The organism is Bacillus sp. MD-5, from assembly GCF_002201875.1.
GTDB classification, from domain to species: Bacteria; Bacillota; Bacilli; order Bacillales; family Bacillaceae; genus Bacillus; species Bacillus stercoris.
The window spans coordinates 429998-451208 of record NZ_CP021911.1; the positions used below are offsets into that span (position 1 = coordinate 429998).

The window sequence follows — 21211 nt, forward strand, 5'->3', positions numbered from 1 at the left end:
CTCCTATTATACACGAACGAGTGTTCCAGGTGTTCATAAATAAAATATGTTGACAGATATAGTTTAGAGGAATAAACTAATTAACATTAATCATAAAGTTTAGCAGGGTAAACTACAATGAGGAGGGGAAGATGTTGAATGAACAAAAGCTATGTCAGGCGATAAACCTGTTTGTGGAAGTCCTGCTTGAAGGGACAGAGTTTGTGCATCGTGAAATCAATCAGGATGTCTTCAAGCATATCTCCAGAGAACAGGCAGACCTGTTAAAAATTTTAAAGGTCAAGGGCCCAACCTCTCCCGGCAGTCTGGCCATGTATCAAAATGTACATAAGAGCGCCATCTCTAACAGGCTGAAAAAGCTGCTCGATAAAGGATGGGTTGAATGGGATGACTGTCCGGCAAAAAGTGATAAGCGCTCTAAGCTTATTAACATCACAACCAGCGGTGAAAAAATTCTCGAAGAATTAGATTCCGCCATCTTTAACGCGCTCAAAGAGCTGATCGATGATATAGATGAGGAACACGTAAATTCCATCATAGAGATATTCACCATTTTAAAAAGCAAATTTAAAGGAGGAGATTCTGCCGAATGAGAGCCATCATCAAATTCAAGTGGGCAATTGCAGCCATTATATTAGCGCTTACCGTCGTATTGAGTTTATTTTCTCCGAACTTAACGGAGCTGGCCAATCAAAAGGGGCAGGCCCAGCTTCCCGCTAATGCTGTTTCAGAAAGGGCAAATGCCATTTTAAAACAAGCGGGAGAAGACAATAATTCGATCAGTGTTGTCTTTACATTAGACCACGCTTTAAAGAAAGAAACAGAGGATCAGCTCCGGACAATGATCGATAAAATCAAAAAGATCGACGGTGTAGAAGAGGTAACATCTCCTCTGTCAGCGGAAAAAGAAGTCAAAGACCAGTTGATGTCGAAAGACAAGAAAACCGTTCTCATTCCTGTCACGATTACAGGTTCTGATAAAAAGGCGGAAAAAATCGCGGACGAGATTTATCAAATCGTTCCCGATGATTTGACGGCATATATTACGGGAGCTTCCCTTATTAATCAGGATTTCGCTCACAGCTCAGAGGAAGGGCTTAAGAAAACGGAAGTGATCACAGTCTGCCTGATCATCGGTTTACTGCTGATCGTGTTCCGATCTGTTGTGACGCCTTTTATACCGATTGTAGCAGTGGGTTTTTCTTATCTGATCAGTCAATCCATACTTGGCATCCTTGTATACTATGTTGATTTTCCTATCTCGACGTTTACGCAAACCTTCTTAGTCGCGATTCTGTTCGGCATTGGAACAGATTACTGTATTCTGCTGCTTACACGATTCCGTGAAGAATTGGCAAACGGGCATGACAAAAAAGAAGCGGCGCTTATCGCTTACCGCACAGGGGGAAAAACCTTATTCATCAGCGGATTCGCGGTATTAATCGGATTTTCCGCGTTAGGATTTGCGAAGTTTGCGATTTTCCAATCCGCCGTAGGAGTAGCGGTCGGTGTGGGAATCTTAATGATCATTCTCTATACACTGCTGCCATTATTTATGGTGACACTGGGTGAAAAATTATTCTGGCCATCAAAGAAAGTGCTGTCGCACAGTGACAACAAATTATGGGCGTTTCTTGGCAGACACTCCGTTGCGCGTCCGTTTCTGTTCATTGCCATCACGGTGGTGATTACGCTTCCGTTCATCTTGACCTATGATGACCAGATATCATTCGATTCAACTGCGGAAATCAGCAGTGATTATCAATCAATCAAAGCTCTCGAGGCCATCAAGGACGGATTCGGGGAAGGAAAAGCATTCCCGATCAACGTTGTCGTAAAAGGAGACAAAGATCTCACAACAGCTGATACAATCCCTTATCTCGGGAATATCAGCAAAGCGATCGAGAAAGTCGATCATGTTGACTCTGTCATGACCATCACGCAGCCGACTGGTAAAAAAATCAAAGATTTATATATTGATAACCAGCTAGGGTCGGTTTCAGACGGGCTGGATAAGACGGTAAAAGGGATTGCCGATGTCCAAAACGGATTAACAGATATAGAAAACGGCCTGAATCAAATGGCAGGGCAAACCGGCTCGGCTTCAAATAGCGGCTCTGGCGGTTCACTGGGTGATGCCGCAGATGGTTTGGGCAAAATCAATCAGCAGCTGCAGCTCGTGAGCAAACAGATTTCCCAAACTGGAAATACCGCACAGACCGTGCAGCAGCTTACAGCAATCAGCGGACAGCTTGGCCAGATTCAAACCGGCCTTGAACAAGCAAACCAGCAGCTCTCAGGCCAGCAGGCACAAGCCGGAACATTGACAGAAAGCCTGAAGAAGCTGTCAGAAGGCGTGAAGAGCGCAAATGAAGGCCTGACGAAAGTCTCTGACGGCATTACAGCTTCCAGTGATATGTTAGAGGACATGAGCAAAAGTCCAACTGTAAGAGATACAGGCATATTCATTCCTGGTCAAGTAATGAAGGACAAAGACTTTAAGAAGTCAATTGACCAATATTCCTTTGCAGACGGAAAAGGTGTTCAATTAAGCGTCGTTCTGGATTCAAATCCGTACTCAGAACAAGCTATTACGACAATCAACCAAATCAAAAAAGCTATCGCAAACGAAGTTGATGGCACTCCTCTGGAGGATGCCCAGATCGTGTACGGCGGAGTCACGAGTATGAATGCGGACTTAAAAGAGCTGTCCACAACGGACTTCTCCAGAACGATGGTGATCATGATTATAGGCCTGTTTGTCGTGTTAACCATTTTGTTCCGCTCCATGATCATGCCGATTTATATGATCGCGTCACTGCTGCTGACGTACTATACGTCCATATCTATCACAGAATTGATTTTTGTAAACGGCTTAGGAAACGCCGGCGTCAGCTGGGCAGTACCATTTTTCAGCTTTGTTATCTTAATCGCATTAGGGGTAGATTATTCGATCTTCTTGCTGGATCGATTTAAGGAAGAGGTGCACCTTGGCATTCAGCAAGGTGTTGTCAGGTCAATGAGCAAAATGGGATCTGTCATTATTACAGCTGCCATTATACTGGCCGGTACGTTCGCGGCGATGATGCCTTCAGGCGTCAATACGCTAATGCAGGTGGCAAGTGTTATCATTATCGGGCTCTTGCTATATGGCCTTGTCATTCTTCCGCTCTTTATTCCGGCAATCATTGCGACCTTCGGAGAAGGAAACTGGTGGCCGTTCGGCAGGAAGAAAATAAAAGAATAATAGAAAGAAGAGTGATGAGTGGTCATCACTCTTTTTTCATGACTAAACGACAAAATCAAATCAAGGGTTAACTTCAGACATGTTAACCAAAAGGTCAGACGATCGAACGGCGGCTATACTTAAAATTAAAGAGCCCGGAAAACATTCCTGGGCTCTTTGTTTTATTTCCATTCTGCAATTGTATCAATCGGCAGGCGGTAGGAAGCATAGCCTTCGTCTGCTGCTTTTCCGATAGAAAGCAGCATGACCGGTACATAACGTTCTTTATCCAATCCGAAGGTTTCCGCGATGTTTTCTTTATCGTATCCGCCGATCGGGTTTGTATCGTAGCCGTGCGCGCGTGCAGTCAGCATCAGCTGCATGGAAACGAGGCCTCCGTCAATCAGGATCGTTTCGCGGTTCACCTGTGCCGGAAGCTTTTCAAAATGAGCGGTCAGCGCGGCGATTTGTCTGTCTTTGACCTCCTGCGGCATATAACCGAGTTCAACGGCTTTAGAATAGATTTCTTCTAAGTAGTCATCATTGTTCATGTCTGCAAATACAGCGATGACAGCAGATGATGTTGTGACTTGTGTTTGGTTAAAGCTTGCGAGCGGTGCGAGCTTTTCTTTTCCTTCCGGGCTGTCAATGACAAGAAAACGCCATGGCTGCGCGTTAACAGAAGATGGCGCAGTTGTTGCTTCCTCTAAGATTTCTGTCATCTCTTCTTTGCTGATTTTCACTGTCGGATCATAGTTGCGAATCGAACGGCGGCCTTTCATAATTTCCATAAAATCGTTTGTTTTGATCATGTTGATACACTCCTCTTATGCTTCAATATTGTTTATGTTGTTCCGCATGCGCCCCAGCACATCAATGAGCAGGCGGCGCTCTTCTGCGCTTACATTTGCGAGCATTTCCTTCATGAAACGCTCCTTTTCTTTCTTAGAAGACTCGATTCGCTCTCTTCCCTGATCTGTAAGCCGAACAAGGGTGATGCGATTGTCCTCAGGCTTGCGCCGTCTTGACACCATGCCTTTGGCTTCCAGCTGTTTCAGATGTCTGGTAACGGCTGCGCTATCGATATTTACTTTCTTTTGAAGGTCGCTTTGACTGATCTCATCTGCATGATAAAGCAATGTCAGCAATTCCAAACGAGATTGGCTGATGCCCGTGCATGCCTCGAACTTCACACCAATCACCTTGTTCACGCCTTGCAGCTGATATAAAATCTCGGCTTCCTCTGAACAAAATGACGCCAAAACCCATCCCTTCTTCCTGTCAAAATTATTAATTGATATATCAATGATTGACACGTCAATTAATATACAACGATTGATTTCATCTTGCAAGTCATTTGCGTTTTTTTAAAAATTTCCAGTATATAAAACTCGCTAGGCTAGAGCTTAGCAAAAAAAGCTGGCCGTTTCTTCAGATGGCGCTGATCACGATGATTCCCCGGCCCATTCCCTTTTGAGGTGTTTGAAATATCGCTTTGCCGAGCCAGTACTCAAGCGGCTTTCATAGGTTGAAAGTTATGATACAATATACAAATGTTTCACAGCTTCAATCCATTATTGGAGCTGACATCCATTATATAAGGGATTAGGTTGAAGGGAAGGTTTGATAACATGCAGCACAATCCAACTGGAAAAGAACGCTTGGCACTGGCGTTTCTGCTCGGCATGCTTGCTATATTGGGCCCGCTTAATATAGATATGTATTTGCCAAGTTTTCCTGAAATCGCGGAAGATTTATCAGCGAGTGCTTCACTTGTTCAGTTAAGTTTAACAGCCTGTCTGGTCGGACTTACGATCGGCCAGCTGATTGTCGGGCCGGTCAGTGATGCGCAGGGAAGGCGAAAACCGCTATTAATCTGTATTTTTTTATTTGCGTTATCCTCTCTGTTTTGTGCACTGTCGCCCAATATTACAACTTTAGTGGCTGCGCGTTTTTTACAGGGATTCACTGCTTCCGCAGGGCTTGTCCTGTCTCGCGCAATCGTCCGCGATGTGTTTACCGGAAGAGAGCTTTCTAAATTTTTCTCGCTGCTCATGGTGATTACCGCCGTGGCGCCGATGGTTGCGCCTATGACAGGCGGTGCCATTTTGCTTTTGCCGTTCGCAACGTGGCATACAATTTTTCATGTCCTAATGATCATTGGATTTTTGCTGGTTCTTCTGATTGCATTGAGGTTAAAAGAAACGCTTCCGCCGAAAAAACGGATTCCAAGCTCAATCGGAACATCCGTCAAAACGATGGGCAGCCTGCTGAAGGATCGGTCCTTTATGGGGTACGCGTTAACTGTCGGGTTTATTCACGGAGGAAGCTTTGCATATGTGTCCGGTACGCCTTTTGTATACCAGGATATCTACGGGGTGTCTCCGCAGGTATTTAGTATCCTTTTCGGCATTAACGGCCTGGCCATTATATCAGGCAGCTTTATCATCGGGCGCTTCGGCGGAATCATTCACGAAAAAAGCCTGCTTCGCATGGCGGTCATTACGGCTATGATTGCGACGGCTGTGCTATTAACCATGACCATCATTCACGGTCCTCTTGCCACATTAGTCATATCCATTTTCATTTACATGATTACGATCGGCATGGTTCTGACCAGCACGTTCACCCTGGCCATGGAAAAGCAGGGGCACCGCGCCGGAAGTGCAAGTGCACTGCTTGGAATGCTTCCGCTGCTCCTTGGTTCGATTGTGTCACCGCTTGTTGGCATTAATGAGACAACAGCCGTTCCGATGGGAGCGATTATGTTTGTGACAGCTGTCATCGGCTCACTGGCGTTTTTTGGATTGACGAAAGAACGAGTAGGGCAGAATTCATAAAAAAACCTGACATGACGTCAGGTTTTTTGTTTTATTTAGAATAACAAGAGCAGACCCGCAATCGCCGGAGTCAAAAAGATGGCTGATTTCAAAACCACCTTTGGCATGAGGTTGGTGAATTTGGCGCCTACATAGGCACCGCACATTGTTCCGACCAGAACTTTAATCAGCAATACATAATCGACGAAACCTTCGGTGATATATCCGATGCCTCCACCAACAGCCAGAGGGATGATCACAAGCATCGTCGTTCCGACAGAATGGCGGATGGACAGATTCAGCATAATCATTAACCCGATTTGAATAAAAGGTGCCGACCCAATGCCGAATGTGCCGGAAAGTACACCTGCTGCAATTCCTAAGATAACCGCTCTCGTATACGTTGAAAGAGTGCTTTGATTCATTTGAGCCTTCTCTTTTAAAATAAATAATCTGATTAAAATAAGAATCGCTGATAAAAATAACATTCCAGCCGTCAAATAATGAAGCAAATCAGCCGGAATAAAAGATGTCAGCTTGGCGCCGAAAAATGAGCCAACCGCAGCAAAGCCTCCGACTATTAAGCCGATTTTCATTTGGATGTTGCCCTCGCGATAGTGGCTGTATGCCCCTGATAAGCTGGTGAAAGCCATGCCGGCGAGAGAAGTGCCTAAAGCCGTATGGATCGGGATATGAAAAAGCAGCGTTAAAAGAGCAATGACAAAGCCCGCTCCACCGGCGCCAATAAAGCCTAAAATAATTCCGAGAAGAAACATAACAAGAATAATGAGCATATTTTTTCCTCCATTGAAAAGATGTAAAAATGTAATCGTGCGCTATTCTGGCGGAGGTATCGTGTCCTATTGACGAAAAAACACGCCGGTTTTCTAGTTGTCAGTAGTCCGTCGACCGTCGTTCAGCAAACATATCGTACCTCAAATTCTGGGATCTGACAAGGCAGTTTGTTGCTTCCCATTACCATCTGTTATATGATTTTGATGAAGAAAAGCCCTTGAATATATTCAGAAGAGGTATTATATATGGACGATTTTAAATTAGATAAGCCGACTCCCTACTACCTGCAATTTTATAATCAGCTGAAAAAAATGATCTTTAACGGGACTTTTAAGCCTGGGGAACGGATAAACGAAACACAGCTGGCCAAAAGCTTTGGCGTCAGCCGCTCTCCGATAAGGGAAGCCATGCGATTGCTTGAGAAAGATGGTTTGTTAAAAGCGGATGACCGAAATGGCTTTTCGATCACGTCATTAACGGCAAAAGATGTAGATGAGATTTATAAAATCAGAATTCCGCTCGAGCAGCTGGCAGTCGAATTGGTCATAGACGAAGCGGATGAAGAAGAGCTGACCATACTTGAAAAGCAGCTTGAAGAAACAGAGAAAGCGATTCACAACGGCACGGAAGATACGGAAATCATTCGTTTAAACCAAAAATTTCATGAGCTGCTTGTTGATTTCAGCCATAACCGACATTTGAAAAATTTGCTTGAGCATGTAAATGATCTGATTCACTTTTGCAGAATCCTTAATTATACCGGCGACCATCGTGCAGAAACGATACTACGTGAGCACCGCAGGATATTTGAAGAAGTGAAAAAGAAAAACAAAGAAGCAGCCAAACAGCATGTGCTGGCTCATTTTAATCATGACTGTGAGCATTTGAAGCATGTGCTTGAAGAAGGAAAAGAGAATTGATTGTATGATCCGGTACCAAGGGGAAGCAGAACCCTTGGTATTTTTTTATGCATTCACCACATATTTAAGCGGCCCCGTTAATAAGATTTTATGATGGTTTGACTAACGAATAATGGGGGTTAAACATGTTTATCCATATCGTCGGGCCTGGTGATTCTTTGTTTTCGATAGGCAGAAGATACGGTGCTTCTGTTGATCAAATAAGGGGTGTGAATGGTTTAGATGAAACGAATATCGTGCCGGGGCAGGCTCTGCTTATCCCTCTTTATGTATATACAGTCCAGCCGGGAGACACGCTTACAACCATTGCGGCAAAAGCGCTTGTTCCATTAGAGCGCCTGCGGGCAGCCAATCCGGGCATCAGCCCAAATGCTTTACAAGCGGGATCAAAAATAACGATTCCTTCGATCTCAAATTACATTGCGGGAACATTAAGTTTTTACGTGCTCCGAAATCCTGACCTTGATCGGGAGCTAATCAATGATTATGCGCCATACTCGTCTTCAATTTCGATTTTTGAATATCGTATTGCACCTAACGGCGATATTGCAAACCAATTAAATGATGCGGCTGCTATCGAGACAACTTGGCAAAGGCGAGTCACGCCGCTGGCAACAATAACGAACCTTACATCAGGAGGCTTCAGTACGGAAATTGTTCACCAAGTGCTGAACAATCCGACAGCGAGAACCAATCTGGTCAACAACATTTATAACTTAGTTTCTACAAGGGGATATGGGGGTGTTACAATTGATTTTGAACAGGTGAGCGCCGCGGACCGCGATCTTTTCACTGGCTTTTTGCGCCAGCTGAGAGATCGCCTTCAGGCGGGAGGGTATGTGCTGACGATAGCTGTTCCGGCAAAAACAAGCGATAATATTCCATGGCTGAGAGGCTACGATTACGGGGGGATAGGATCGGTTGTCAATTATATGTTTATCATGGCTTATGATTGGCATCATGCGGGAAGTGAGCCGGGCCCTGTAGCGCCGATTACTGAAATAAGGAGAACCATTGAGTTTACGATTGCACAGGTGCCGAGCAGAAAAATCATTATCGGAGTCCCGCTCTACGGGTACGACTGGATCATCCCGTATCAGCCGGGTACAGTTGCTTCAGCGATTTCAAATCAAAACGCAATCGAAAGAGCGATGAGGTACCAAGCTCCGATACAATATTCTACCGAATATCAATCACCATTTTTCCGGTACAGTGATCAGCAGGGACGAACGCATGAGGTATGGTTTGAGGATGTCAGAAGCATGAGCCGGAAGATGCAGATCGTCCGCGAATACAGACTGCAGGCTATTGGCGCTTGGCAGTTAACGCTGGGCTTTACACCGGGCCCATGGCTTCTGCGGAAATTTTTTACGATCAGAAAAGTGTAAAAAAGACACCACAGCTGGGGTGTCTTTTTTTGATTACATCCAGAGCAGCAGATTAGTTCATTCATTTGTCCCTTGCATGAGTTGTGTTCCCATCTTACGATTAGTAGTAGTCTGATCAAACAAAGATTCAGAATACGATTTGAGAGGGAGTTGTCTACATGAAGACAGTATTGATTTTGAATTTTCCTGCGGAAGGCCATGTGAATCCTACCTTAGGCATTACAAAAGCGTTTTCCGATAAGGGATATGATGTCCATTATATCTCCACTGAAAAATATAAAAAACGTTTAGAAGCAGCGGGAGCAACTGTCCATCTTCACAGGGATCTGCTGAGAACAACACCTATTCATGTCGGTTCGCCCAATGGCATTCTTGAATTCGTCAAAATCCATATCAAAACGTCATTGGACATTTTACAGATTGTCAAAGATTTATCTAAGAGCATTCAATTTGATTTTGTTTATTATGATAAATTCGGCGCGGGGGAATTGGTGAGGGATTACTTAGATATTCCAGGAGTCTCTTCATCGGCGTCTTTCCTGTTTGGCGAGGAGCATCTGAAAATCCTGCCGCTGCATCCGGAGTCTGGAGCGCCGCTTGAATTGGATCAAGAGTGCGAAGACCTTTTGGCAAAAATGAAAGAAACGTACGGTGTTGCCCCGAAAAACCTGGTTCAATTCATGAACAATAAAGGGGAATTGAACGTAGTGTATACAAGCCGTTATTTTCAGCCGGAAAGTGATCGTTTCGGGGACGAGTGTCTGTTTATCGGCCCAAGCTTTCCAAAGAGAGCGGAAAAAACAGATTTCCCGATAGAACAGTTAAAAGATGAAAAGGTCATTTATATTTCAATGGGGACTGTACTGGATCATACAGAGGAATTCTTCAACCTTTGTATCGATGCATTTTCCGCCTTTAACGGAAAAGTCGTCATCGCTGCTGGAGAAAAAGCGAACTTGACCAAATTAAAGCAGGCCCCGGAAAACTTTATCATTGCTCCGTATGTCCCTCAGCTGGAAGTGCTGGAGCAATCGGATGTTTTCATTACACACGGCGGAATGAACAGCGTAAACGAAGGGATTCATTTCAGCGTGCCACTGGTTGTCATGCCTCATGACAAGGACCAGCCGATGGTGGCGCAGCGTCTCTCTGAACTCCAAGCAGGCTATGTCGTCTCTAAAGATGAAGTCAATGTCCAACTATTAAAACAGGCTGTAGATGAGGTTTTACACAACGATCAGTATACGGCAGGCATTAAAAAAATCAATCAAAGCTTCAAAGAGTGCATGGAGATGGAAGAAGTGATGGAGCGGATTGATGAATTGATTCGCCAAAAAAACAGATAAGAAAAAGAACTCCCGTACCTTGTACGGGAGTTCTTCATTTAAAACTTGATTTTGATCTTTTGAGCATCACTGATTTTCTTATGGTTATGGTCAAAGACGTCGCTTGTCGTGATTTCGATCCACTTGATCTCTGCTTTCTTCTGATCTGCTTCTTTATCATGAGCATGGCCGCTTGATGCGTTCACAATAAAGCCGAGATTACCGGACTTTTCGGCGCCGCCTTCCAATTCGCCGTTTAACTCTTCAAGATAAATATCTTTGTTCCAATCAAAGGTTTCGCCTGTATTTGTTTTCATCAAGGCAATCGGCGCAACATTTACTTTTTTTGAAGAGGTGTTCTTAATATCAACGAAAACCTTAACGAAATCGAACTCTTCATCATGTGTTAACTCATGAAAATAATCAATCATGCTGTAGTCCGGGCGCAAGTGGATCAGCTTCATCTCTTCTACCGTTAACTCCACGTCGCCAATCTTATAGGTTTTGTTCACTGGTTTGATATCTTTTAAGACAGCTTTTCCCTTATCATCCGAAAACGTTTGGCCGACCTTAAGCAATGACCGGTCATCAGTTACCTGGGAATTAGGCTGATAATCATCTGTACTGTCCTTCTGGGATGAAGTGCTTTGCGGCTCGGCTTTTACTGTTTTCTCCCCGCCTGCATGCTGTTTTTCAGTACTAGCGTTTGATGAGCAGCCCGCAAGCATGATGGCAAAAACCAAAATTGAAAGAATTCTTCTCATGATAATTCCTCCATTAAAAAGAGATCCCGTTACTTCATACAAGCAACGGGACATCTTGTATTCTTTTACTTATCGTGAATCTTAATGTTGTATTGTAAAGCCTTGAAGACATTTTTGGCGATTTCTGTATTATCGATTTGGCCGGCAAATGTCTCACTAGACGGACCGTACGCATAGACGGGAACATCTTCACCGGTATGGCCCCCTGTTGTCCATCCAGTGTGAGAGCGTTTATTGAAAATGTTTTCGATGGCGTTATCGATATCCAGCACTTCCTTCGATTTGGCCGCTTCTTCAACCGATTGAATTTCGGATTTTGTTAAAGCCAATTTCTTTTGATCGATATATGTTTTTAACGTTTTTTCAACATTCGCGCCGTCAGCGATCTTTTCTGCCATAAAGTCAGGTGTGCGCTTTGCGGCTTTAATGGGTTCACTGAACCAATTGTAGATGCCGTCCGCACCGATGGAATATCCGCCGGTTGAGTGATCAGCCGTTGCCACAACCAATGTGTGCTTGTCTTTTTTGGCGAAATCAATAGCCGCCTTATAAGCTTGTTCGAAGTCTTCCATCTCGCTCATGGCGCCGACGATATCATTGTCATGGCCCGCCCAGTCAATTTGGCTGCCTTCCACCATGAGGAAGAATCCGTCTTTATCCTTGTTTAACTTTTTAATCGCTGTGTTTGTCATATCTTTAAGTGAAGGAATATCCTTCGTCCGGTCAATCTTTTTAGGCAGGCCGCCGTCAGCGAATAGGCCGAGAACTTGGCTGTCTTTATTTTTCAGCATGTCTTTCCGGTTATCCACATAGCTGTATCCCGCTTTTTTGAATTCCTTGATCAAATTACGGTCCTTACGGTCAAAATTGCTCTTTCCTCCGCCTAGAAGAACATCAATTTTGTGCTTGCCGTTGACCATTTCATCAAAATAATCATCTGCAATTGAGTTCATATTTTTTCGGCTGTGGTCGTGTGACCCGAAAGAGGCCGGAGTGGCGTGTGTAATTTCTGAAGTAGCCACAAGTCCTGTTGCTTTTCCTTTTTCTTTCGCAGCTTCAAGCACCGTTTTGGCCTCTGACCCGTCATTATCCACGGCTATGGCATTATTGTATGTTTTAATTCCCGCAGACATAGCCGTTGCCGCCGCTGCAGAATCCGTTACATTTTGTTCTGGATCATCGGGGTAAGTTGTTTGCTGGCCGACAAGATACTGATCAAAAGCAGTAGGCTCCACAGCTTTTGTCTTTTTATTATCCTTTAAGTATCGATAAGCAGACGTATAAGACACACCCATACCATCACCAATCAGAACAATAACATTCTTAATTTCGTCTTGGTTCCCCTTTTTCTTTTCCTGGGCGCTGGCTTCAGGCACACTGCCGCCGGCTAAGCTGCTGAACGCAATCGATGATAGAACTGCGATAGGCAGTAATTTCTTCGGGAATTTTTTCAACTGGATAACCTCCTAAAATAGTTAAATCTCAATGACAACCCAATTATATTTTTAAACTGTTAAGCTGGTATTAATCGATTTTAAAGATTGGGTTTACAAGAATAATAAACTGAGACCCTTATATAATGATTATTCTTTTATGAGAAGTTTTAGAAGGAGAGAGCGATAGTACTAAAGAAATAAATTGAAGGTATGGATACTGGACGTAGGTAGACGGACTGACAACTGATATCGTCCCTTAGAAACAATCCGCTTACATCTTGAACAATCAGGATTCTTTTAACGAACTTCTCTTTACGGCATCATTTAATTTAGGAGGGAGCAACATGGATGTTTTTTCTGAGTATATAGAAGGGATTGATGACCCGTTCCACCGCGATAGAACCGATGAGGTGTTGACTTGGATAAAAAATAAATATCCAAATTTACATACAGAAATAAAATGGAACCAACCGATGTTTACGGATCACGGTACATTTATTATTGGTTTTAGTGTTTCTAAAAAGCATTTAGCTGTCGCTCCTGAAAAAGTAACGATAGCGCACGTAAAGGATGATATTGTGAAGGCCGGATATGACCACACCGAGCAGCTAATACGTATCCCCTGGAACGGTCCAGTTGATTACACGCTACTTGAGAAAATGATTGAGTTTAATATTCTGGATAAGGCGGACTGCTCCACTTTTTGGCGGAAATGAAAAAAGTAGAAAAGGCATAACATATTAGCTGTTTAAAATATGCTACGCCTTTTCATTTGTCTTTTTTTAAATTTTGATCATCTATTGCTGCTTTTACTCAAACAAGGTCTTTTCATGGAGCGTAAGCTGACTCGCAGAATAATGATCGCCTTGCTTCCATTTCACTTCAATGGTTATATCATGGCCTTCAAGCTCATGTTCATCTAACCGCTCTAAAAAAGAAACAGACTTTTCTTTTGCGCTTCCATCACGAAAAGTGCCACCGGAATAGTCACGCATTGGAATTTCTGTGTTAGAATTCAGCAGAACCTCATTATCCTTTTTTACAATCAGTGATTCCAAATAAGTGTCGGCTGTTTCATTTGAATCGCCGATCCAATAAAGTTCGCCGCTGTATTCATTCGGTGCATCTTCATTTTTTTTGAAAACAGCTTCCCAATTCTGATCTTTGCTTTCTCCCTGCCAATTCGGATACTCCAAACGCACATGATGAATCAGGCGATAGGAAAAAAAGATTAGGCAGAAAGCGATGAGTAGAAATGCCGTGAAAATGAGAGGGTATTTATAATGACTGGACATAAAAGACTCCTATTCGTTTAATCTATTACCTTCAACAAAAGAATTTCATCCCGAATCAAAATGCCGTTTTCAGCTATCACGGGAATCGCCGGCTTGAGTCTCCGCGCTTTTTCAACTGCGTTTGGAAACACTGCAGCGAATTGATAGCCTCTCTTTTGATAAAACGCCATCGCATGTACATTATCATTTGTTGTGATAAGCTTTATTCGCTGACAATGTGCATGCTTAGCTGTCGCTTCAACCTGCTGAAGTAAAGCTGTGCCGATTCCTTTATTTTCAATCATACTATCTAATGAAATAATTTCACAGTCTTTCCCATCTAGTGTGTATGTAATGCAGCCAATGATTTCGCCGCTCTCATTTACGGCGGCAAATCCATCTATTTCATCACACCGAAAAATGCCGCTGGAAATCGCCATCTCGGGTGTACCCCAATGCTTGGCAAAAAAATCGGTCAACATCTGTTTCGCTATCTCATTGTTTGGGATGATGATCATCGTAACACTCCTCTATTGAAAGTATACGATCAATATATACAATAAAATGAACACTAAGAAAATAGACGTTGAGGTGACGGCATGGAAATCAACGATGTTATTTACGGGCAGCACCATATAGACGGAGTGCTGGAAGAACTTATCAAAAGCGCTCCGATGCAAAGATTAAAAGGAATCTATCAAGGCGGAGCAAGCTTTTTAGTCAATCGAAAGTGGAATGTGACCAGGTATGAGCACTCCATCGGCGTGATGCTCCTCATCAAAAAGCTCGGAGGAACGATAGAAGAGCAGATTGCAGGCCTGCTCCATGATGTATCACACACGGCTTTTTCGCATGTGGCCGACATTGTTTTTGAAACTCAAGCCGAAGACTATCATGAAAACATCTATCAACAAGTTATTGTTCACTCTGAAATCCCGGACATTTTACAAAAATACGGCTATCAAAGCGAAGAACTTTTATTTGACGATTCAAGATGGACGTTGCTCGAACAGCCTGCACCGGAGCTGTGTGCTGATCGGATAGACTATACGCTGCGTGATATGTACCGATATGGGCACATTAGTCTGCACGAAGCGCAAACCTTTTTGGATCATCTTATTGTGAGAAACGGAAGGATGTTTCCGGACGGTATCGAAGCCGCCGAATGGTTTGTCGGTGTGTATTACAAAGAAGTGATTGATTTCTTTTTAGATCCCGTGAATGTATATGGATATGAATATTTAGCGCGAGCGTTGAAAGCAGCGCTGCGGCATCATGTCATATCCGCAAAGGATCTGCTGAAAACGGATCAAGAGGTACTGAACATCCTGTGGTCATCAAAAAATGAAGAAGTTCTGAGCTTGCTTACATCCATTCAACCAGGCATACAAGTAATAGAAGATGACATCCAGTACGATTTCCATTTAAAGAAGAAAATGCGTCTTATCGACCCATCCATTTTTCACGATGACAAATGGATCAAATCCTCAGATGCTTCTGAACAGGTGAGGAAAATGGGTGAGGCCGCCTATCAAAAAGCAAAAAAAGGTGTGTATATCAAAATCTTAAATCAGTAATTGCCGCCTGACAGCGGCTTTTTTTATGTTTGGCTTTACAAGTTGAGGGGAATAGGACAAACTGCGGGAACGTTTTATGAGAACATCAGCGCATTTACATACCGTTCGGGGGTATAGTATTATTGAGAGGGCATGTTATTTTTCATTGTCTGCGGGCAATAGTTACAGTAAAAAAATGAAGCAAAGGAGAATGAACATGAAAATCTCTAAAAATGCACTGGGAATTCTGATGTTATCTCTTGTTTTTGTTTTATCAGCATGCGGTAATAACAACAGTACGAAACAAAGCACACATGACAATCATTCAGACTCCTCAACACATGAAGAGATGGACCATTCCGGATCAGCTGACGTTCCAGAGGGATTACAGGAATCTAAAAATCCAAAATACAAAGTAGGCAGCCAAGTAATCATCAAGGCTTCCCATATGAAAGGCATGAAAGGTGCCGAAGCCACAGTGACAGGCGCCTACGATACAACGGCGTATGTTGTCTCTTATACTCCGACAAACGGGGGACAGCGCGTGGATCATCACAAATGGGTCATCCAAGAAGAAATCAAAGATGCCGGAGATAAAACGTTACAACCCGGAGATCAGGCGATTTTAGAGGCTTCTCATATGAAAGGCATGAAAGGAGCAACAGCTGAGATCGACTCCGCGGAAAAAACAACTGTATACATGGTTGACTATACATCGACAACAAGCGGCGAAAAAGTGAAAAACCACAAATGGGTCACCGAAGATGAGCTTTCAGCTAAATCATAAAAAAATCCTCCTTTTACAAGGAGGATTTTTTTGCTGTCTGAACAGGTCTTGTTAAAGAAATGAAAGCAAACAGGACAGCGATGATCACAATCGATCCGCCGCACCATGCCGTTGACACCACAGTACCCGTCTGATCCAAAACAACACCGCCAATGGCTGAGCCAAGGGCAATTCCGACCTGGAGGGCCGATGTGTTAAAGCTTTGCTGAATGTCAGAGGAATCTGGTGCAATTTCAATTAAATAGCTTTGCTGAGCGGGGGCGAGGCTCCAGCTCAGAAGACCCCAAATGACCATGACAGGCAAAAAGAAAATCATAGACGATGTAGACAGCGGCAGTAAGAACATAATGATGGCAAAGGAACCGGTTACCAGCAAAATGCTCTTAAAGGAACCAAGCCGGTCTGAAAGCGCTCCTCCGAAAGGGCCTCCGCATACAGCGGATATCCCGAAAAGGAAATAACAAATGCTGACCCAGAAAGAACTCAGATGAAGAGTTTCTTCTAAAAACGGAGCGAAGTAGGCGTATAGTGTATAATGCCCAGCCAATGTAAACATCGTGACGAGATGTGAACTCGCGATTTTCAGATTGCCAACCGTCTTGAGCTGTTCCCGGAAAGGAATCATTTTCTCTGCTGGTATTCTTTCAAAGAAGATTGAAATAATCAGCATGGAGACCAGCGCCAACAGGCCGATGCCAAGGAACAAAATCCGCCATCCGAAAGAATCGCTGATTAAGATTCCGAGCGGCACGCCCAATGCGATCGCGGAGCTGAATCCCATAAAAATAATTCCGATTGCGCGGGCTCTGTATTCAGGCGCTACAATTTTCGGAGCAATCGTTAAAGAAAGTACAACAATCAGCCCTGTACTCATCGCCGCCAATACCCTGGATACCATCAGTGTTGCAAAATTAGGGCTGAAGTAGGCGACAAGATTGCTAAGGAAGAAAACAAATAAAGCAATTAAATATAAGCGCTTCCGCTCAACCTTCGCAGTCAATGCCAAAAGCAAAGGCCCAGATACTGCATATCCCAGCGCAAATACACTGATCAGCTGTCCGGCTGAAACAATGGAAATGTCTAAATCATTTGCGATCTGAGGAAGAATCCCTCCCACAATTAACTCAACCAATCCGACTGCAATCGTAGAAGCTGCAAGCAGGAAAACTTTGAAATTCATAACAAACTCCTTTACTTAAATGTTTTGATAAATAAAAAAAATCCTGATTACAAAAAATGTCATAAACAAATTTTGTAATCAGGATTTTACGGTTCCTGGTAGACACCCTCAAACCATATTATTGAGGTTATACAAGTGATAATAGCTATTTAATTGATTCGTTTCCGTTGATGAGTGTAACACATTATGAATGAATCTTCCATAGAAAAATTTACAAAACGATGAACCGTACAAAAATATGATTATATTTATTTTATAAAAGTATAGACATTTAAAATTAAATGTCTATAATAATCTATGTAAGCGTTTTAAATACAGGGGGGATAGCAGTTGAAAAAAATATTACTTGCGTGCAGTTCAGGAATGTCTACCAGTTTATTGGTGACAAAAATGAAGGAATACGCACAGTCTATCGGTGAGGAAGCAGAGATTTGGGCTGTTGGCCAAGATAAGGCAAAAGAAGACATGAGAAAAGCGGATGCCGTTTTGATTGGTCCGCAAATGAGCTTTCTGAAAAGCGAACTCCAAAAAGAGGCGGATCAATACAACATTCGAGTTGAAGTCATTGACATGATGGCCTACGGAATGGCAGATGGGAAAAAAGCGTATGAGCAGGCATTGTCCTTAATGGTGAATCAATAATGGAACAGATGAAAATCACGAATTTAACAGACGAGCAAATCAGTTTTCAGCTAATCCTGCACAGCGGAAATGCCCGCAGCTGCATCATACAATCACTGCGCGCCTATAAAGAAGGGAACAAGGATGAGGCGGATGCCCTCATTGCCAAGGCGGAGCAGGATTTATCCGCGGCCCATGACATTCACTTTCAAATGATACAGAAGGAATCCGGCGGAGAAGCAGCAGCTTTCTCATTGCTGCTTATGCATGCGGAGGATCACCTGATGTCAACATTATCCATGAAAGAATTAGTGAAAGAGATGCTTGATCTCTTTAAAACCAAGAATCTATAAATAATCGGGGTGGATAGGGTGTTCGAGAAAATCAGCCAATTCCTTGTTCCAATTGCAGGTAGGTTAAACAATAACCGTTATTTGCAAGTGCTGCGTGATGCATTTATGCTGGCTTTCCCGCTGACGATATTCGGGTCCATTTTTGTCGTGTTAACGAATTTGCCGTTTCTAAACAAAATCATGAACACCTCAATGCTTACATCGTTTCAGTCTCATTTCGGCATTGCCTCCACGGCGACTATGGGCATTATGTCTGTCTTTGTTGTGTTCGGGATAGGCTATTACCTGTCAAAAAGCTATCAGGTCGAAGCTGTATTTGGCGGAGCGATCGCTTTGGTTTCCTTTTTGCTCTTAACGCCATTTATCGTTCAGCCGGAAACAGGAGATGCCATTACAGGGGTTATCCCTGTCGACCGTCTCGGTGCAAAAGGGATGTTTCTTGGCATGATTACGGCATTTCTTTCTGGTGAAATCTACAGAAGAATCGTTCAGAAAAACCTGACAATCAAAATGCCAGCCGGTGTTCCGCCTGCTGTAGCAAAATCATTTGCCGCACTTATTCCGGCTTTTATCACATTGACCGTATTTTTGCTGATTAACGTAATGGTGACTCTGTTTTTCAAAACAAATATGCACGACGTCATTTATCACGCGATTCAGGCTCCGCTTGTCGGACTTGGAAGCGGTATCATTCCGACGCTGATTGCCGTGTTTTTCATTCAAATTCTTTGGTTTTTCGGACTGCATGGACAGATCATTATCAACTCCGTAATGGACCCGATTTGGAATACATTGCAGGTAGAAAATCTTTCAGCTTACACGGCGGGAAAAGAAATTCCTCATATTATTTCAAAACCGTTTATGGAGATTTATACAGTAGGGATGGGCGGAACGGGGATGACGCTTGCGATTGTGTTTACCATTCTCATCTTCATGAAAAGCAGGCAGATGAAGCAAGTATCAAAACTTGGCCTCGCTCCCGGTATTTTTAACGTAAACGAACCGATTATCTTCGGGCTTCCGATTGTCATGAATCCGATCATTATTGTGCCTTGGGTGCTGGCGCCGATGGTTGTTACGCTCGTCACCTATCTGGCTATGTCAGCCGGGCTCGTTCCGCCTCCGACTGGTGTGACGGTGCCGTGGACGGTTCCATTATTCATTAATGGCATCATGGCGACGAACTCGATTATGGGGGGCGTGATGCAGCTTATCAATCTGCTGATTGTCTTCGTGATTTGGTTTCCGTTCCTAAAAGCAATGGATAAATTAAATCTGGCAAAAGAAAAAGAACAGGCTGTGCAGGAAACAGCTGCTCAGCAAAATGATAACAGCATTAAAATGTGACATAAGGGGAGAGAGACTTGGCACAAACAGAACAATATCGTTTTCCTAAAGATTTTTGGTGGGGATCATCCGCTTCAGCAACACAAACGGAGGGTGCCGCCGACAGAGACGGAAAAGGGCAGAATATATGGGATTATTGGTTTGAGAAAGAACCGCATCGTTTTTTTGACCATGTCGGACCAGCAGCCACATCCCAATTTTACGACAATTATAAAGAAGATATCAGGCTGATGAAGGAGCTTGGCCACAACTCGTTCCGGATGTCGATTTCCTGGTCGCGTTTCATACCAGACGGAACAGGCGAGATCAACGATAAAGCCGTAAATTTCTATAACAATGTCATTGATGAGTTGATCGCTAACGGAATTGAACCTTTTGTCAATTTGTTTCATTTCGATATGCCGATGGCGCTTCAAAAAATCGGCGGCTGGGTAAACAGAGAGACGGTTGACGCTTATGAAAACTATGCAAGAACGTGCTTCCGTTTGTTTGGCGGCAGAGTGAAAAAATGGTTCACGCATAATGAACCAATCGTTCCCGTAGAAGGCGGCTACTTATATGATTTTCATTATCCAAACAAGGTCGACTTTAAAGAGGCTGTCCAGGTCGGATTTCATACGATGCTGTCAAGTGCCCGCGCGATTCAGGCTTACAGGGAGATGGAACAGGACGGAAAAATCGGCATCATTTTAAATTTGACCCCATCATACCCGAGAAGCAGCCATCCGGCGGATGTGAAAGCCGGGGAAATCGCAGACGCGTTTTTTAACAGATCCTTTTTAGACCCATCTGTCAAAGGCGAGTTTCCGAAAGAGCTGGTTGACATTTTGAAGAATGAAGGCTTTATGCCTGATTACAACCCTGAAGATCTTGACATCATCAAAAAGAACACGGTTGACCTGTTGGGAGTGAATTATTACCAGCCGAGACGTGTGAAAGCAAAAGAACATCTTCCGAATCCCGACGCTCCTTTTTTGCCGGACAGGTATTTTGATCCTTACGTCATGCCGGGCCGCAAAATGAATCCGCATCGGGGCTGGGAGATCTATGAAAAAGGCATTTATGATATTTTGGTCAATTTAAAAGAAAACTACGGGAACATCGAGTGTTTTATCTCTGAAAACGGCATGGGAGTTGAAGGCGAAGAGCGCTTCAGGGATGAACAAGGCATGATTCAGGATGATTACCGGATTGAATTTATAAAAGAGCACCTTAAATGGATTCACCGCGCCATGCAGGAAGGATCGAACGTAAAGGGCTATCACTTATGGACGTTCATGGACAACTGGTCTTGGACAAATGCCTATAAAAACCGATACGGGTTTGTATCAGTCAATCTCGAGAAAGACGGAGAAAGAACCGTCAAAAAGAGCGGAAAATGGTTCAAAACGGTTGCTGAGCAAAACGGTTTCTAGATTTT

At 43.5% G+C, this 21211-nt stretch carries 20 protein-coding genes, 1 pseudogene and 1 riboswitch; of the genes and pseudogenes, 13 read left to right on the forward strand and 8 right to left on the reverse strand.

The genetic code is table 11. The features are described from left to right. Window positions 1–134: 134 nt before the first annotated feature. Together CDO84_RS02130 and CDO84_RS02135 are read left to right on the forward strand one after the other, a co-directional pair. On the forward strand, window positions 135–593 hold the full coding sequence (locus CDO84_RS02130) for a MarR family transcriptional regulator (protein ID WP_040084379.1): 459 nt from the start codon (window positions 135–137) through the stop codon (window positions 591–593). Beyond that, complete coding sequence (locus CDO84_RS02135; RefSeq protein ID WP_040084040.1) at window positions 590–3247, forward strand: MMPL family transporter; 2658 nt, start codon at window positions 590–592, stop codon at window positions 3245–3247. The genes CDO84_RS02130 and CDO84_RS02135 overlap by 4 nt, the downstream gene beginning before the upstream one ends. Before the next feature lie 161 nt (window positions 3248–3408). On the opposite strand, the gene CDO84_RS02140 is transcribed toward CDO84_RS02135, so the two are convergent. Further along, on the reverse strand, window positions 3409–4038 hold the full coding sequence (locus CDO84_RS02140; RefSeq protein WP_014662981.1) for a nitroreductase family protein: 630 nt from the start codon (window positions 4036–4038) through the stop codon (window positions 3409–3411). 15 nt (window positions 4039–4053) lie between these two features. Further along, window positions 4054–4547, reverse strand: a pseudogene (locus CDO84_RS02145) (MarR family transcriptional regulator). 310 nt (window positions 4548–4857) lie between these two features. On the opposite strand from CDO84_RS02145, the gene CDO84_RS02150 reads away from it, so the two are divergent. Continuing rightward, entirely contained in the window at window positions 4858–6066 is a 1209-nt protein-coding gene (locus CDO84_RS02150; protein WP_040084038.1) for a Bcr/CflA family efflux MFS transporter, read from the forward strand. Between the two features lie 35 nt (window positions 6067–6101). On the opposite strand, the gene CDO84_RS02155 is transcribed toward CDO84_RS02150, so the two are convergent. Further along, window positions 6102–6839, reverse strand: a complete 738-nt coding sequence (locus tag CDO84_RS02155; protein ID WP_040084037.1) for a sulfite exporter TauE/SafE family protein — start codon at window positions 6837–6839, stop codon at window positions 6102–6104. Window positions 6840–7085: 246 nt separating this feature from the next. Between CDO84_RS02155 and CDO84_RS02160 the strand changes: the two genes are divergently transcribed. The 3 genes from CDO84_RS02160 (at window position 7086) to CDO84_RS02170 (ending at window position 10494) form a co-directional block, all read left to right on the forward strand. After that, the gene (locus tag CDO84_RS02160) at window positions 7086–7760 is read left to right on the forward strand and encodes a GntR family transcriptional regulator (RefSeq protein ID WP_003234129.1); all 675 of its coding nucleotides are present in this window, start codon (window positions 7086–7088) and stop codon (window positions 7758–7760) included. 125 nt (window positions 7761–7885) lie between these two features. Beyond that, window positions 7886–9148, forward strand: a complete 1263-nt coding sequence (locus CDO84_RS02165; RefSeq protein ID WP_040084036.1) for a glycoside hydrolase family 18 protein — start codon at window positions 7886–7888, stop codon at window positions 9146–9148. Window positions 9149–9306: 158 nt separating this feature from the next. Continuing rightward, window positions 9307–10494 (forward strand): macrolide family glycosyltransferase, encoded by a 1188-nt coding sequence (locus CDO84_RS02170; protein ID WP_040084034.1) that lies wholly within the window; start codon window positions 9307–9309, stop codon window positions 10492–10494. A gap of 38 nt (window positions 10495–10532) precedes the next feature. Here CDO84_RS02170 and CDO84_RS02175 read toward each other — a convergent pair whose 3' ends face one another. Continuing rightward, entirely contained in the window at window positions 10533–11237 is a 705-nt protein-coding gene (locus CDO84_RS02175) for a membrane lipoprotein lipid attachment site-containing protein (RefSeq protein WP_040084032.1), read from the reverse strand. 65 nt (window positions 11238–11302) lie between these two features. Continuing rightward, a complete protein-coding gene (gene phoB / locus CDO84_RS02180) occupies window positions 11303–12691 on the reverse strand; it encodes an alkaline phosphatase family protein (protein WP_082033066.1) in 1389 nt (462 codons plus the stop codon). A 326-nt stretch (window positions 12692–13017) separates the two neighbouring features. On the opposite strand from phoB, the gene fra reads away from it, so the two are divergent. Then, window positions 13018–13389 (forward strand): iron chaperone frataxin, encoded by a 372-nt coding sequence (fra, locus tag CDO84_RS02185; RefSeq protein WP_040084030.1) that lies wholly within the window; start codon window positions 13018–13020, stop codon window positions 13387–13389. A 93-nt stretch (window positions 13390–13482) separates the two neighbouring features. On the opposite strand, the gene CDO84_RS02190 is transcribed toward fra, so the two are convergent. Together CDO84_RS02190 and CDO84_RS02195 are read right to left on the reverse strand one after the other, a co-directional pair. Continuing rightward, window positions 13483–13968, reverse strand: coding sequence for a YdhH/YoaO family protein (locus CDO84_RS02190; protein ID WP_040084029.1), 486 nt, complete (start codon window positions 13966–13968; stop codon window positions 13483–13485). Between the two features lie 17 nt (window positions 13969–13985). Further along, window positions 13986–14465 carry a GNAT family N-acetyltransferase gene (locus tag CDO84_RS02195; RefSeq protein WP_040084028.1) on the reverse strand — a complete coding sequence of 160 codons (480 nt, stop codon included), beginning with the start codon at window positions 14463–14465 and terminating at the stop codon, window positions 13986–13988. Between the two features lie 81 nt (window positions 14466–14546). Between CDO84_RS02195 and CDO84_RS02200 the strand changes: the two genes are divergently transcribed. Both CDO84_RS02200 and CDO84_RS02205 read left to right on the forward strand, forming a co-directional pair. Continuing rightward, the gene (locus tag CDO84_RS02200; RefSeq protein ID WP_040084026.1) at window positions 14547–15524 is read left to right on the forward strand and encodes an HD domain-containing protein; all 978 of its coding nucleotides are present in this window, start codon (window positions 14547–14549) and stop codon (window positions 15522–15524) included. 145 nt (window positions 15525–15669) lie between these two features. Then, entirely contained in the window at window positions 15670–16290 is a 621-nt protein-coding gene (locus tag CDO84_RS02205; RefSeq protein WP_082033065.1) for a YdhK family protein, read from the forward strand. Between the two features lie 13 nt (window positions 16291–16303). Here CDO84_RS02205 and pbuE read toward each other — a convergent pair whose 3' ends face one another. Continuing rightward, window positions 16304–17470 carry a purine transporter PbuE gene (pbuE, locus tag CDO84_RS02210; protein WP_014662995.1) on the reverse strand — a complete coding sequence of 389 codons (1167 nt, stop codon included), beginning with the start codon at window positions 17468–17470 and terminating at the stop codon, window positions 16304–16306. Window positions 17471–17525: 55 nt separating this feature from the next. After that, window positions 17526–17625, reverse strand: a riboswitch (purine riboswitch). Between the two features lie 175 nt (window positions 17626–17800). Here pbuE and CDO84_RS02215 point away from each other — a divergent pair. From CDO84_RS02215 to gmuD, 4 genes are read left to right on the forward strand one after another with little or no spacing between them, the layout of a single operon-like run. Then, complete coding sequence (locus CDO84_RS02215) at window positions 17801–18112, forward strand: PTS sugar transporter subunit IIB (protein WP_014475989.1); 312 nt, start codon at window positions 17801–17803, stop codon at window positions 18110–18112. Next, the gene (locus CDO84_RS02220) at window positions 18112–18444 is read left to right on the forward strand and encodes a PTS sugar transporter subunit IIA (protein WP_040084022.1); all 333 of its coding nucleotides are present in this window, start codon (window positions 18112–18114) and stop codon (window positions 18442–18444) included. Before CDO84_RS02215 ends, CDO84_RS02220 begins: the two co-directional genes overlap by 1 nt. Window positions 18445–18462: 18 nt before the next feature. Next, window positions 18463–19791, forward strand: a complete 1329-nt coding sequence (gene celB, locus CDO84_RS02225; protein ID WP_040084020.1) for a PTS cellobiose transporter subunit IIC — start codon at window positions 18463–18465, stop codon at window positions 19789–19791. Window positions 19792–19808: 17 nt separating this feature from the next. Next, complete coding sequence (gene gmuD, locus CDO84_RS02230; RefSeq protein WP_040084017.1) at window positions 19809–21206, forward strand: 6-phospho-beta-glucosidase GmuD; 1398 nt, start codon at window positions 19809–19811, stop codon at window positions 21204–21206. Window positions 21207–21211 lie beyond the last annotated feature (5 nt).